11 protein-coding genes and 1 pseudogene are annotated in these 14,002 nt (G+C 71.4%); 7 read left to right on the forward strand and 5 right to left on the reverse strand.

The genetic code is table 11. The annotated features are described in order from the left end of the window. Positions 1-38: 38 nt before the first annotated feature. Together ACIBAD_RS32095 and ACIBAD_RS32100 are read right to left on the reverse strand one after the other, a co-directional pair. A complete protein-coding gene (locus ACIBAD_RS32095) occupies positions 39-1,952 on the reverse strand; it encodes an ATP-binding cassette domain-containing protein (RefSeq protein WP_398910231.1) in 1,914 nt (637 codons plus the stop codon). Positions 1,953-2,396: 444 nt separating this feature from the next. After that, a complete protein-coding gene (locus ACIBAD_RS32100; protein WP_134067857.1) occupies positions 2,397-3,158 on the reverse strand; it encodes a maleylpyruvate isomerase family mycothiol-dependent enzyme in 762 nt (253 codons plus the stop codon). A 203-nt stretch (positions 3,159-3,361) separates the two neighbouring features. Between ACIBAD_RS32100 and ACIBAD_RS32105 the strand changes: the two genes are divergently transcribed. Then, positions 3,362-4,600: an MFS transporter gene (locus ACIBAD_RS32105; RefSeq protein ID WP_134067856.1), complete on the forward strand. Its 1,239-nt coding sequence runs from the start codon at positions 3,362-3,364 to the stop codon at positions 4,598-4,600. A 112-nt stretch (positions 4,601-4,712) separates the two neighbouring features. Then, positions 4,713-5,243 carry a WhiB family transcriptional regulator gene (locus ACIBAD_RS32110; RefSeq protein ID WP_398910233.1) on the forward strand — a complete coding sequence of 177 codons (531 nt, stop codon included), beginning with the start codon at positions 4,713-4,715 and terminating at the stop codon, positions 5,241-5,243. A gap of 52 nt (positions 5,244-5,295) precedes the next feature. Here ACIBAD_RS32110 and ACIBAD_RS32115 read toward each other — a convergent pair whose 3' ends face one another. Then, positions 5,296-7,041 (reverse strand): multicopper oxidase family protein, encoded by a 1,746-nt coding sequence (locus ACIBAD_RS32115; RefSeq protein ID WP_398910235.1) that lies wholly within the window; start codon positions 7,039-7,041, stop codon positions 5,296-5,298. A 709-nt stretch (positions 7,042-7,750) separates the two neighbouring features. On the opposite strand from ACIBAD_RS32115, the gene ACIBAD_RS32120 reads away from it, so the two are divergent. Further along, positions 7,751-7,987: a hypothetical protein gene (locus ACIBAD_RS32120; RefSeq protein WP_134067854.1), complete on the forward strand. Its 237-nt coding sequence runs from the start codon at positions 7,751-7,753 to the stop codon at positions 7,985-7,987. Positions 7,988-8,023: 36 nt separating this feature from the next. Here ACIBAD_RS32120 and ACIBAD_RS32125 read toward each other — a convergent pair. Beyond that, positions 8,024-8,387: pseudogene (locus ACIBAD_RS32125) on the reverse strand (IS5/IS1182 family transposase); the annotation flags it as partial. 247 nt (positions 8,388-8,634) lie between these two features. Here ACIBAD_RS32125 and ACIBAD_RS32130 point away from each other — a divergent pair. The 4 genes from ACIBAD_RS32130 to ACIBAD_RS32145 all read left to right on the forward strand — a co-directional run bounded on the left by ACIBAD_RS32130 (position 8,635) and on the right by ACIBAD_RS32145 (position 13,061). After that, positions 8,635-9,570, forward strand: coding sequence for a hypothetical protein (locus tag ACIBAD_RS32130; RefSeq protein ID WP_134067853.1), 936 nt, complete (start codon positions 8,635-8,637; stop codon positions 9,568-9,570). 100 nt (positions 9,571-9,670) lie between these two features. Beyond that, the gene (locus ACIBAD_RS32135; RefSeq protein WP_166681922.1) at positions 9,671-11,251 is read left to right on the forward strand and encodes an AMP-binding protein; all 1,581 of its coding nucleotides are present in this window, start codon (positions 9,671-9,673) and stop codon (positions 11,249-11,251) included. Between the two features lie 254 nt (positions 11,252-11,505). Then, positions 11,506-11,868: a peptidoglycan-binding domain-containing protein gene (locus ACIBAD_RS32140; RefSeq protein ID WP_166681921.1), complete on the forward strand. Its 363-nt coding sequence runs from the start codon at positions 11,506-11,508 to the stop codon at positions 11,866-11,868. Positions 11,869-12,866: 998 nt separating this feature from the next. Continuing rightward, positions 12,867-13,061, forward strand: a complete 195-nt coding sequence (locus ACIBAD_RS32145; protein ID WP_398910238.1) for an antitoxin — start codon at positions 12,867-12,869, stop codon at positions 13,059-13,061. Positions 13,062-13,098: 37 nt separating this feature from the next. On the opposite strand, the gene ACIBAD_RS32150 is transcribed toward ACIBAD_RS32145, so the two are convergent. After that, the gene (locus ACIBAD_RS32150; RefSeq protein WP_134067850.1) at positions 13,099-13,848 is read right to left on the reverse strand and encodes a dienelactone hydrolase family protein; all 750 of its coding nucleotides are present in this window, start codon (positions 13,846-13,848) and stop codon (positions 13,099-13,101) included. Between the last annotated feature and the right edge of the window lie 154 nt (positions 13,849-14,002).

Here is a 14,002-nt window from a genome sequence, read left to right on the forward strand (position 1 = left end):
GCGCGCCGCGAGCCGGCCACTGCCGTCGCCCGTGCGGCCTACCGGTCCTGCGAGAGGCGTACGAGCTCGGCGAACGAGCCGTCCAGACGGACCAGTTCCTCGTACGTGCCCTGCTCCGTGATCCGGCCGGCATCGAGGACGATGATCCGGTCGGCGAGGCGGCAGTTCTCCATCCGGTGCGTGACGATCACCGTGATCCGGTCGTCCTTCATGTCCCGCAGCCCGGAGAAGACCATGTGCTCCCCGCGCGGATCCATCGCCGAGGTCGGCTCGTCCATGACGAGGAGCGCGGGCCGCCGGTGGAAGGCCCGGCCGCAGGCGAGCCGCTGCCACTGGCCGCCGGAGGGCTCGTGGCCGCCGTACAGGGAGCGGGCCAGCAGCGTGTCCAGACCGTCGGGGAACGCCTCCACGGCCTCCCTCATGCCGACGGAGGCCAGAGCCTCCCAGACGGCGTCCTCACCCCGCGCGTCGGGCTGGCCGAGGGTGATGTTCTCGCGGGTCGAGAAGGGCCAGTACCCGTACGACTGGGTGACGAGTCCGACGTGGGTCCACGCCGAACGCTGGTCGGCGTCGGCGGTCGGCACGCCGTCCCAGGACACGCTCCCGGCCGTCGGGGTCGTCAGCGCCGTCAGGAGCCGGATGAAGGTCGACTTGCCGGCGCCGTTCTCCCCGACGAGGGCGATGACCTCCCCGCGGTTCACGGTGAGGTCGACCGGCCCGAGTGCCGGGGTGTCCTTGCCCGGGTACGTGTACGAAGCACCCTCCAGCCGGATCTTCTGCGGGGCCTCCAGCACCTGCGCCCCGCGCGGTGCGGACTGCTCGGCCGACTGCGCGATGAAGGCGGCGTAGTCCCCGAGGTAGAGGGCGTGCTGGAACATCGCCGCCCCGTAGACGACGAGCTGGGACAGGGCAGCCGTGGACGTGCGCATGGCGACGATCGCGGTGCCGGCCGCGCCGACGGCCATGTAGCCGCCGATCACCAGGGCGCCGAGGGACATCCAGGTCAGAACGATGAACAGGCCGGACACGGCGGCCGCGGTGAGGTAGACGGCGAGGTAGCGCGGGGCGGAGCCGACCATCTTGGAGTCGATCCGTTCACAGACGGCCGCGTACCAGTGGTGTGCGTACGTCCTCATGCTGTTGCCCCGGAGCTCGTCGGCCAGCTTGGGGGTGGTGAGGTGCCAGCGCATCATGTGGCGGATGTTGCGCGAGGCGACCGTCTCGTTGTGGAGGCGGTAGTCGAGGCGCGCGGCGAAGACCGAGCCGAGACCCCGGGGGACCACCGACAGCAGCAGGAGCGGCAGGAGCAGCGGGTGGACCAGAGACAGCACGGATGCCACGGCGACCATGTCGATCAGCCCGCCGGTGAAGCCGAGCGCGTCCTGGAGCAGCATGGCGGAGCGGGCAGATCCGGTTTCGGCCGCCTCGGAGCGCTCGGTGAAGTCGGGCGCGTCGTAGGCGGCCAGCTCGACGTCCATGTGGGCGTCGACCATGGCCAGGTCGGCGATCGTGGACATGCCGGGGTTCAGGCGCCGGGCGGCGCTTCCGGAGGCGATGGAGGCCAGCGCCCCCACGGCCGTCATGGCCGCCGCGGCGGCCAGGGGCCAGGTGGCGCCGGCGATCCGCTGTTCGGCGCCGCCACCGGCCAGGAGCGGACCCATGGCGCGGGACACGGCGGTGAGGGCGGCGGCCGTGCACACCCCGCCGAGGAGCTGGGCGCATACGAGCCACAGGAACGCGGTGCGGTTCACCGCCCAGGCCAGCTGTGCGGTCTGCACGAGGGCGGCGGGCACACGGCGGGCCATCTGCCCGAGCGACAGCCGCTCCATGGCCTTGTTGTGCTGCCCCCACGTGAACGTGAACTCCGGCGGCGCGGGCAGGGCGGCGGCCTTCGTCTTCTCGGCGTCCGTCGCCTTCGCGGCGACGTCCTTCTTCCGGATCGTGCGGATCATGCTGCGGCTCCTCCGCCTCGGCTGTGAGGGAACCCGGTTCACCCGGTGCGGGGCATGGCGGCGCAGCCCTCCGCCCGAGGTCGGGGGTCGGGGGAGGCGCCGTTCAGCTGTCCGGGGAACTGGAGGGAGTGAGTACAGCGCAGTGCGGGGGACGGAGCAGCCGGATCTGGCCGACCTGCCGGCGCCGTCGGGTCCGCCCTGACAGCTGATCGTTCCGGGCGTCGGCTGCGTTCCGGGGGTTCCGGGAAGGGAGGTTTGGCTGGAACCGGCGGGTTCGGCCGCGAGCCGGAGGAAATCGCTTGCCCGCCTCCGGGGAGGAGTGCGCCCGGCCCCGTCTCGCCTCGGCGGCCGCCGAGGCGAGGCCCTCCCCCTACGGCCGGGGACCGTCGTGCGCGGTCCGAGCCCGACCGCGCGCGACGCAACGGCCCGCCCTCTTCGCGGATGCTAGAAGGCCGAGTGGGTGAACCAGTGGGTGAGCAGGTCCTGGTCGCCGAGCAGGCGGAAGGCGTCACTCTGGCGGTCCAGGCGGCCGTAGAGGAGCAGGAGCAGGTCCGCGGCCGCTCCTCGTACGGTGGCGTCCGCCGTACGGGCCCCGGACTCGTCGGCGATGAGCGCGAAGCCGTCCGGGCGCAGTTCGACCAGCCAGTCGCCGTCGCCGTCGGTACAGCTGAAGCGAATGGTCCGGTCGGCGGCGCGCAGTTGGGCGGTCAGCGGCGCGAACGGCGACGCGAACGGCAGGTTGGTGAGGAACTCGTCGATGCCGTCCACCGCCAGCGCGCGGTCGACGTGCGGTGCGATCCCGAGTGCGAGTTCCGCGTCGACCCGGTGGACGAGGGTCTCGAAGAGCATGCGCCGGACCCAGAACCGGGCGTGCTGGTCGACGCCCCAGGCCCACATCGGCGCGTCCAGGTCCGTGGCGGCGAACATCCCGGCGGCCTCCGCGGCGCTCGCGGCCAGCCAGTCCGGGAGGCCGTCGCGGTCCTCCGGCAGGTGCAGGTCCACCTCGCGGCTCGTCGGCGGCTGCTGGATGCGCCGACGGAGCAGCTCGGTGAACCAGCGGTGCACGCTGCCGACGTGCCGGGTGAGGTCCTCGAGGGTCCAGCCGGGGCAGGTCGGCACCGGGGTGGAGAGGTCCGCCGCCTTGACCGTGGCGACGAATCCGGCGGCCTCGGTGGCGACGGCCGCTCCGTGCTGGGCGGGGTTCATGTGGGGGCCCTTCGTCCGATGGTGCTGCCCGGGTGGAGAGGATCCTTAAGGATGTAGATGATTGATGTCCTTAAGTAATGGTGAAGGTAATTCGCGAGCCGGTGGATGTCAATCTCCGGACCCCGCCTCCGCCCGGGCGCCGCCTGCTAGAATGATCGCGTTCGCCTTCGGCACCCCAGCGGGTGTGTCCGGAGGCTTTTTTCATGCCTTCTTCCCCTGCCGAACCCGCCACCCCGCCCACCATTCCGTCCGCCACCGGCTACCGCTCCCTGCTCCGCAACCGCGAGTTCGCCGGCCTGTACGCCGGCTTCACGCTGACCGTCGCCGCGAGCACCCTGTCGGGTTTCGCGCTCGGCACGCTGGTCGATCACCAGACCGGGTCGCCGTTCCTGACGGCCGTGAGCATGTACGGCGCCACCTTCGCGACGGTGCTCGGCGCCCTGACGCTCATGTCGGTCGCCGACGGGAACCGCCCCCGCCGGACCCTGGTCACCCTCCAGGGCGCCTCGCTGGTGGGCGTTGCCGCGCAAGCGGTCCCGGGGTTGCCGCTCGCCGCCCGGTTCGCTCTTCTCCTGGCGCTGGGCTTCTTCCAATCCCTGGGCACCGGCACGCGGATGGGGCTGCTCGCCGAAATCGTGCCGACGTCCACCTACGCACTGGCACGTTCACTGATGAACGTCACCTCCGGCGGCATGGCCATCCTCGGCTACGCCGTCGGCGCCGTACTGCTGCGCCACCTCAGCCCGCAGGAGGTCTTCGTCATCGCCGGCGTCCTGACCGGACTCGGCCTGGGCGTAGTGGCCGCGACGATCAGGGAACGGTCCATCCGGCTGGCCCGCCGACCCGGGCTGCGTCAGACCTGGACGACGAACATCGCGCTCTTCTCCCGCAAGCGCGAGCGGACACTCCTGCTGAACCTGTGGGTGCCCAACGGCCTGGTCGTCGGCTGTGAGGCTCTGTTCCTCTCGTACGCGCCCGAGCACGCGGGCGCGCTCCTGGCCGCCGGATCGGCCGGCATGCTCCTCGGAGACCTGGCGGTCGGGCGACTGCTCACCGCGGCGCAGCGGTACCGCTGCGCGTTCGCCCTGCGGCTGCTGCTCGCCGCCCCGTACCTGCTGTTCGCCTTCCACCCGCCGATGCTGGTATTGCTGGCGGGTGTGTTCGTTTCCGGCGCCGGGTTCGCCGCGACCCTGCCGCTTCAGGAGCAGCTCCTCGCGCTGACCCCCGACCCGGTCCGCGGCCAGGTCCAGGGCGTCGAGTCCGCCGGCCGGATGACGTGGCAGGGCATTGGAGCCGCCATCGGTGGCGGCGTCGCCACGTACCTCGCTCCCGGCGCCGCGATCGCCGCCCTGGCGGCGGTCTCCGTTGCCGTCACCCTCGCTTCCCGATCCTGTTGCGGGCCCGATCCGGACGCCGCGCCCCCGGCCGTCGACACCCGGTAGTGGAGCGGGTGCCGTCGGCCACGAAGGAGAGTGCTCTGAACTCCTGCCGGACATCCGACGTTTCCTCTGTAGGGAGCTTCCCTGGCGCGATCGAACCGATAGGGGATTCACTGTGGTACTTCCGGTTGTCGTCCAGCGCGGTCGGAGCGCAATCGAGGCGAGCGCCCCGCCGGTCCTGCCCGGCCTGTCCGCACCGGCCTGCCGGAACGCCGATCCGGCCCTGTTCTTCCCGGCGTACGGCGTGCCGTTGAGCGAACCTCAGATAACGGCCGCCAAGGAATTGTGCGCCGGCTGCCCCGTCCGCGAGGAGTGCCTTGCGATTGCCGTCCGTTCGGACGAGAGCGACGGCATCTGGGGCGGCACCACACCGCTGGAGCGGCGCCGGATGAGGGTGCAGCTGGCGCGGATGGAACAGGGTGTGGAGCTGGCCCGGGCGGTGGTGTCGGGGGAGGATCCGGAAGTGGTCCAGGCCCTTCGGCCCGCCGTGGTGTACAGCCTGTTCCGCATGGGCTGGAATGCCGAACGTATCGGCATCGCTCTCAAGTTGACATCCAGTCAGGTGCAAGCGGCGCGGGGGATGGCGGCGAGGGCCCAGGCGTTCCTCGCCTTCATGGAGCGGCACTGCCCCAAGGGCAGGATCTGATGGGCGCCCGGCCGGCGCAGATCGCGCCGGCCGGGCGCCGCCCATCCGTCGGTCAGTCCCGGACGATCGTCCAGGGGCGCATCAGGTCGTCGTCCTCGTGTTCGAGAATGTGGCAGTGGTGGACGTACTCCGCGGGGAATTCGGTGCCGCTTCCCGGGATCGACGCGATCGTGTCCGTCGGCGGGTCGAATTCCCGGATGATGATCCTGGTCACCGTCTCCGGATAGGACTTGACCGTGTCCTTGTTGGACTGTGCCTCGTCCGGGTCCGGCGGAATCGGCGGTCCGGTGAGGTAGTTCGCCAACACCGGCCTGTCCTGCGGCTTGCGGCCGCCGTCGATCCACCTCTCGTACTGCTCCTGGTACCCGGCGGCGTCGATCGGCTGCCTGTTCAGCACCTGGAAGTTCACGAGGTGGACGTGCATCGGGTGGGCGTCGTGGTTGGGGTTGATGTACTCCCAGATCTCGGTCGAGCCCGCCTTGATGAAGTCCTGCGACGGTTCCATGAACGGCACCGCGTTGAACGTCATGGTGCCGAAGAGCTTGTGCTGGTACAGCACCCATTCCCGCCGGCGCGTGTGCGGCTTCGGCCTGATGGCTTCGACGGCCGGTAGTCCGAGTTCCTTGGGCGGGGTCGTCCTGTCCCCGTCCCCGGACAGGGGTTTGGTGACCTTGAACCGCATGATTCCCGAGATTTCCGGTCCGTCGCCGCCCGGGAAGTGGACCGGCGCGTTGTAGTTCGTCAACGTGACGTCCGTGCCCATGGGCACCTTGCTGAAGTCGACGATCAGGTCGTACCGCTCGGCCGGCCCGATCAGGAAGTTCAGCATCCGCAGCGGGGCGCGGAAGCCGCCGTCGGTGCCGATCAGCCAGAACGGCAGGGTGGGCTGGGGCAGGACGTCCACGGGAAGGGTGAAGTTCAGCCGCCAGAAGCGCTCGTTCGAAGCGTTGAGAATGCGCAGCCGGTAACGGCGCGGCTCCACGGTCAGGAAGGGGTACGCCTTCCCGTTGACGACCGGGGTGTCCTCGCCTTGCTGCAGGGTCATGGTGTAGGCGAGCGAGCCGTCCGCGTTGAACGTCCGGTCCTGGAGGATGAGGGGTACTTCGAATTCGCCTTGCGGCAGCCCGAACCGCTCGTCCGCCGGGTCACGGATGAGGTAGAGACCGGCAAGGCCCGCATAGACGTTGACGCTGGTCATCCCCATGCCGTGGTCGTGATACCAGAGCATGCTCGGATTTTCGTGGTTGGTGTAGGCGCAGATCGCTTCGTTGGGCTTGACCCGCTTCGGGTCCAGGGTGGTGTAGGCCTCGGCGTGGACACCGTCGGGGCTGAACGAATGCAGCGGCATTCCGTCGGACTGCGGCGCCGTGAAACCGCCGTGCTGGTGCACGACGTTCCACACGTTGACATTCGGGGGGAAAGGCATGTGGGGCTTGTAGGGCGGCGGCGGGATCGGGGTGAGCTGGGGGTTTCCGTTGCGGATGCCGTCGATCACGAACTGGAACAGATGGGTGGTCGGCAGCTTGTTGCGGTACTTGACGACCGTCGGGCGGTCCTTGTTCACGCTGATGGTCGGCCCGAGGTACCCCATGCCGATGGCCTGCCGGCGGTCGTGCGGGTTCGCGGCCCAGTAGCCCCACACGGTCGCCGGCCCGAGATCGCGGTGGAAGCGCCACGAGCCCTGGCGCATCGTGATCTCGTAGTAGTCGGCGCCCGGATAGACGGACGGATCCGGGACGGCCGTCAGCGGCGTGGGCAGCGGGTCGACGTACTTCGCCAGCGGAGGGGTTTTCGGCACCACGGCGGCTGCGTTCCCGTGGCCGTGGCCGTCCGATGCGCGGGCCGGTGTTCCCAGAACACCCCGCGAAAGCGTGACCGCACCCCCCATGGCTCCGGCCACGAGGAATTCCCTTCGCCCGACCATCGCCCCAGCCTTCCCTCGCCGCACGTGACGTTCAAGGGATACAGAGCGGGCGCGGGGCGCGGCTTGAGCACGCCGGTCGGCTCCGGGAAAGCCACTCATTGAGGCGATTGACGGAAAATTCGGCAGGCGCCGCAATCAGTGGTTCGGCCGGTCGGCGGTGTCGGCGGGTACGCGGGTGTAGGTATCGCCGAAGTCCCGGACCAGCGGGGCGAGTTGCCCGGGGTTTCGCTCTGGGGTGAGTCTGTCCGGTGCCGTGGAGGAGGGGCAACCGGGCCCGGGAGATCGCCACCGCGTCAGTGCGCCGTACGCGCAGTCCACGACCCTCGTCGAGCACTCGCGCGCAGACGCGGGCGAGTGCGGGGACGTCGGTCAGCCACTCGGGCCCCTCCAGGACACCTCGGGTACAGCGGATCCGGAGGCCTTCGCCTAGCTCAAGCGCGACCTGGCCGTGGTCGTCAGCACGAGCAGAGCCTCCGGGTCGCGTCGGTGCCGAACGGTGCCACGGCGGCCGTACGGGAAGCCGATCGGCCCCCTGAACGTGTCGCCGCGCGCGCCGAGCGTCCCGGCATGGAACCGTTTCCGCATGACCGAAGGATCGACACCTCATCTCTCCCCGGCGCGGATCACCGTACTCGGCGTCCAGCCCGGCACCCCGCCCTTTCGCATCGTCGAGGTCGACGGAGAGTTCGTCGGCAGGGCGATGTCGATGACGGACGTGCTGCTGGTCGCCGCGGAGGCGGGCATCCCGATCCACGACCTCGACGACCTGGACGAGGTCCGGTGGGTCGGGGGCGGCAAATTCAACTGGACCCCGCACTAGGGGCTGTCGCTGTCGTCCGAGTGCCACGCGCGCATTCAGGAGCGACGCGAAGGTGACGGCTGCTTCGTAGGACTGGGCGGTCTTGTCGTGGCTGGTCGCGATGGCGCGCCACTGCTTGAGCCGGTTGAATCACCGTTCCACCACGTTGCGGCGCTTTCGGACCGTTCCGGAATCGTGTGCGTGATGCCATGGCGCCGCAGCCGAGTACGGATGGCCTTCGAGCTGTCGGGCCGGGCGCGTGGCCGACCCGCCCGGTCCGGGGCACCCGTATCGCGTCCATCACGGTGGTGAACGGGGTGCAGTCGTTGGTGTTCCCGCCGGTCGGGATGGACGCGAGGGGCCGGCCCGCCCCGCCGCAGGCCAGGTGGATCTTGCTGGTCAGCCCGCCCCTGCGGAAACCACACGAGGGCGGCCCCGAGCACGCCCATCAGCACACGCACCACGCCCCGCACACGCACCACGCCCCGCTCCCTTCGCCCCCGCGACGGCACGGGCGCGCCCAGCGGATCCCACGGGACGGGCGGAAACCAGGCGGCTCGCCCACCCGGCACCCCGAACGGCCGCGTGCGCAGCCGGGCCGGGAAGGCTTGACCCTCACACGGTGTGAGGCGGTGTCGTGGTCCCCACGTTCGATGAAGGGATGCGTCGTGCTCGACTACGTGGGCTCCGGCCCGTACTGCTACACCAACTCTCTCGCGATGGTGCTCGGACCGGAGGCGCCTGCGCCCGCCGTGATCGAGACGCTGACGGGCTCGCCGTTCGGCATGCAGTTCATCGCGGGCGCGCTGCCGTTGTTCGACCCCTACGGCTGGCATCCGGAGATCGGGCTCGATTCCGCGATCGGGCTCCTGGGGTGGCGGTGCGAGCGCAGCGACGGGGGAACGCCCGGCGAGGCGCTGGCGCGGCTGAGGGCTGCCTGCGGGCGGGGCCCGGTACTCGTCGGACCCGTGGACATGGGCCTGTTGCTGTACCAGCCGGGTACCCCGAGCGCGGACGGCGGCGACCACTACGTCGTGGTCCTGTCCGCCGACGAGGAGCGGATCCGGCTCCACGATCCGCACGGGCACCCGTACGCCACCCTGCCCACCGGGGCGTTCCTCGCAGCGTGGGAGGCCGAGTCGGTCTCGTACACCGAGGCGCCGTACGTGCTGCGCACCGGCTTCGTGCGCGAGCGCCGGGTCGACGGGGCGGAGGCGCTGCGGCGGTCGCTGCCGGGGGCGGTGCGGTGGCTGGCCGGCCGTGACGACCTCCCGGTGCCGCCCGGCTCCCTGGGTGGCGCTGCGGCGGTGGAGGAGCTGGCCGCCCGGGTGTCCCGCGGCCTGGAGCCCGGCATCCGGAACCTGCTCACGGTGTTCGGCGTACGCGTCGGCGCCCGCCGACTGAGCGACGCGGGGACCTGCCTGGCCGCGTTGGGTCTGGCCGAAGCCGCGGCCATCGCGACGGAACAGGCCGAGATGGTGGGCGAGTTGCAGTTCCTGCTGGTCGCCGGTGCTGACGCGGAGGCCGCCGCGGTCCTGCGGCGCCTCGCGCCCACGTACGGCCGCCTCGGCGCGGCCCTGGGCGTGCCGCGCGCCGTACGGTGAGTCGGTGACATGGGCTACGGCCAGAGGGGAGACTGGCCGGGACGTCGGGCGTCGGGCGTCGGGCATCGGGATGCGGCAAGGGCGTGGAGGCGGTGGGGCGATGGGCAGGGCGCGGTATGTCGTGGACCTGATCGGCGCGTTCGAGCAGCACGCGGGGCGGCCCGCGATCGGGGCCGGGCCCGTCGTCATGGGGTTCTCCGAGGTCCTGGCCGATACGTACCGGCTGGCCGAGGTCCTCGGGGAACTGGGAGTGCGGCGCGGAGCGGGTCTGGCGTGCGTCATGGACGGCAACCGGCCCGAGGCGCTGCTGGTGCGGCTGGCCGCGCACGTGCTGGGCGCGCGGCTGACCCAGGTGGTCGTCGGCCCGGCCACACACGGCCTGGACTTCATGCTGCGCGACTGCGCACCCGTTCTGGTGGTGAACGACACCCCGGTGCCGGACACAGGGGTTCCGCGCATCGGGCTGACGGAGTTGACGGAGTTGGCCCGCGCCCGGGAAGGGCGGCCGGCGCCCGTGCAGGCACGCGAGGACGACGTGGCGCGTGTGACGTACACCAGCGGTACGACGGGCAGGCCCAAGGGGGTGGCCTCCACCTTCGCCGCGATGGCGGGCCGGACCGATACGCGGGGCAAGAGCGGCGAGGGAGACCAGGAAGGCAAGCGAGACCAGGAAGGCGAGCACCGTGGAGGCCACGGCGGCGGGCCTCGCGAGTCGGTCTACCTGTCGGTCACCTCGCTCGCGCAGCGCTCCGGGGGCCGGTGCCTGGAGCACCTGCGCGAGGGGGGCCGGGTGGAGATCCTCGGCCGCTTCGACGCGGGGGAGTTCGCCGCCACCTGTCGGCGCCTGGCGCCCGTGTCCACGTACCTGACGCCCTCGATGGTGTACCGGCTGCTGGACGACCCGGCGACCGCCGACGGCGTACCGGGTCTGGTCCAGGTGTCGTACGGCAACTCTCCCGTCCATCCGGAGCGGCTGCGGCAGGCGCTGATGCGCTGGGGAGCGCGGCCGAGGTGGCGGCAGGGCTACGGGATGAACGAAGCCGGCGTGATCTGCAGGCTGTCGCCGGCCGATCACGACGCGGGGGTGACCGACCGGCCGTACCTCCTGGCGTCCGTCGGCCGCCCCGCGCCCGGAGTGGACGTGCAGGTGCGCGATCAGACCGGGGCGGAGTCGGAGCGGGGACGTACCGGGGAGGTGTGGGTGCGGTCCGCGATGGTGATGGCCGGCTACTGGAACCGGCCCGACCTGACGGCCGAGGTGATGCGGGGCGGGTGGCTCAGGACCGGGGACCTCGGCCACTTCGACGCTGACGGGTACCTCTACCTCGACGACCGCGTGAAGGACGTGGTGATGGTGGACGGTGTGAACATCTACTGCGGTCCGGTCGAGGCGGCGCTGACCCGGCACCCCGCGGTGGCCGAGGCCGCGGTGGTGGGCAGGGCCAGTGATCACACCGGCGAGGAAGTGTGCGCCTTCCTCGTGCCCGCGCCGGGTCACCCTCCTACGAGCGCGGCGGCCGCCGAGGCCTGCCGGCTGGTGGCCGAGGCGCTGGCTCCGGCCCACCGGCCGACCACCGTCTTCTGGGAGGAGGCCCTTCCGCTGACCGACCGGGGCAAGCCGGACAAACGGCTGCTGCGGGAGCGGGCTGCAGGATCGGCCGGGCCCGCGGAGAGGCCGTGACGATCTCGGGACGCCGAAGGTGCCCGCCGGCTGGTCTACTTCCGTTCCACGCACCTCGACTCTGAGGCACGTACGGGGGAAGGGAAGCCACGGAACTCCTCTGCCCTCCCGAGCACCCCGTCACGGCCGTGATCAGCAGTACCGCCGCTCCGGAGACAGCCGCCCCCGCCGCTACGCCGCCGGGCGCGGCCATGGCGCCAGGACGGCGGAAAATCCGTTTCGCGCGGATCACTGTGATCATTAGTGTCAGGGGCATGAAGTTACTTGTGCGCAAAGCGGCTACGGCCGCGCTCGTCGCCTCCCTCGTGGCCGGCGCGACGACTCTCACGACCGGCATCGCCGCAGCGGCCGACGGACCGGACGTCCAGGGACTGTCCTGCGGCTTCGACAACAGGAACCCTCCGCCCACCGTCCAGGCCGGCAGCACCGGCAACACGGTGAAGGAGGCCCAGTGCCTGCTGGGGTTCTGGACCGGCCTGCAGATGACCGAGGAGGAGCCCGAGGGCGTCTTCGGCCAGGACGCCAGGTCGGCGACGGTGTTCTTCCAGGGGGCGCGCGGCCTTCCGGCCACCGGTGTGGTGGATGCCCGCACCTGGGCCGAGCTGCGGCACAGCTGAGATCCGCTCGGCGCAAGGCCCCGCCCGAGATGACCGGGCGGGGCCTTGCGCGTGCGCCGACGAGCCTGACGGCGCTCGTACTCACGGCGCTGGACGACCAGGACGGTCCGCCCGGGGGACACCGCGGTCCGGTCCGGTTGCACGACGAGCGCCGGTGGCTGGGCACCTGCCGTGAGTTCACCCGCATCCTCGCGCCCGAGCGGGCGGAACCCCCGCTCATCCTGCGGAGGCTCGCCCGGGGGACGAACCGCGGCGGGCGCTGCGGACCGCCACCCGGCGGTCGCGGGACCTGGGGGAAGCCGTCCTGTCGGTGCGGGACGACCGGGGCGAACCGTGTGCCGAACTGAACCTGCGGGTCACGGTCAGCACCTGGCGCCCGTCCGCCGCCGGCGCGGATCTGCTCGACCTGGAACTGTAAGGCGAACTCTCCGCGCCCCTCCCGGAACAGGCGCGGCCGCCCTGGGAGCGTCGGCTCGGCGGACCGCCGAGGCGACCGGCACCTGGGCCGCACTCGACACCCGGCAGCGCTGGGCCTGGCTGGACCGCGTCCGGGAGAGGGCGTTCCTCAGCGCTCACGAGGGCCGGCCGCCGGGGCTCCCGTACGAGCTCGACGGCCGCCAGGTCACTCGACGGCCGCCACGTCACCGACGTCCCGGGCCTCTACCCGGCAATCGGCGAGGCGGTGAACGGCCCGGGCGGCTACTTCGGCGGCTGCCCGGACGCCCTCGACGACTGCCTGGGCGGCGCCTTCGGCACACCGCCCCCGCCACCCTCCTGTGGCGGAACGCCGCGACCGCCCGCGAGCACCCGTCCCGGGTCCTGACGCCGGACGGACGTCCGTACGACCTGTTCGCCGAGGCCCCCGAAAAGTCCGTGCCGACGGCCGCATGCAGGTCACCCTCGCCTGACCCCCGGCCGGACGGCCGGATCGGGCTCGGGATGCGGATCCCGGCGGATGTCGGGATGCTGGATGCGCCAGCATCTCCAAGGAGGCCGTGATGTCGATGCTTGACAAGCTCAAGGGCCTGCTCAAGGGCCATGAGGACACAACCCGGCAAGGGGTTGAAAAGGCCGGCGACGCAGTCGATGCGAAAACCGGCAACAAATACCAGAGTCAGGTCGACATGGCCCAGCGGAAGATCAACGAGGAGCTGGGAAGCGACAAGCCCCAGGACCGCCCCCCGCAGCCTTAGTCCGGCTGTGCTCCTCCCCCTCCCGGGCCGGAAAAACTCAGCTGCCGGTCAGCGTGCGGTCCAGGAGGGGGAGCAGGCGTGCCCAGTGGCGCTGCAGCGCCGAGGGGTTGAAGGCGTCGGTGTCGGACATCGTGAAGCCGTGGACGGTGCCGGCGTAGATCTCGCAGGTGTGGTCGACGCCCGCGGCGTCCAGCGCCCGGCTCAGCTCGCTGATCTCCTCCGGCGTCATGTCGCCCTCGGCGAGCCCGAGGTGGACTTCGGCGTTGAGCGCGGCGACGAGGAGGTGCGGGCTGTCGGGCCCGTCCTTGACCATGGGGGCGGGGTGGAATCCGGCCACGGCGGCCACCTTTTCGGGGTGGGCGATTGCCGTGCGCATCGCCAGCACGGCGCCCATGCAGTAGCCGATCGCCGCGACCGGCCCCTGGCTGACCTCGGGCCGGGCGGCGAGGAACCTGACGTAGGCGTCGGCGTCGCGCAGGGCGCGTTCGGTGGTGTGCGCCTCGATCAAGGGCATCAGTCGGCCGAAGACCGCGGGCCGGATCTCTGCTGTGATGCGCTCGGGCAGTTCGACGACCGGCATGGGGCCGTGCCGGTAGTAGACGTTGGGGACGAGTACGTAGTACCCGTGCCCGGCCAGTTCGCGGGCCCTCTCCTCCAGCACGGGCCGCACGCCGAAGGCGTCCATGTACAGCAGCACTCCCGGGTGGCGCCCGCCACCGTCGGGGAATGCGGCGAAAGCGTCGGCCTGGCCGTCCGCGGTGGGAATCTGTAACGTCTTGGTCGGCATTGTGGGTCTTCCTTCCTCGGGTTCGATGCCAGTAGATCACCGGGCGCGGCGCCACGGCCGGCTACCCGTCGCCGTGGGAGGGGCAGGGACATGCGGGTGGGCGGCGGCACAGGCACGGCCGGTCGGGCGGTCGAGATGACCCGGGTGGGTGCTC

Source organism: Streptomyces sp. NPDC051109 (genome assembly GCF_044455885.1).
Classification (GTDB): domain Bacteria; phylum Actinomycetota; class Actinomycetes; order Streptomycetales; family Streptomycetaceae; genus Streptomyces.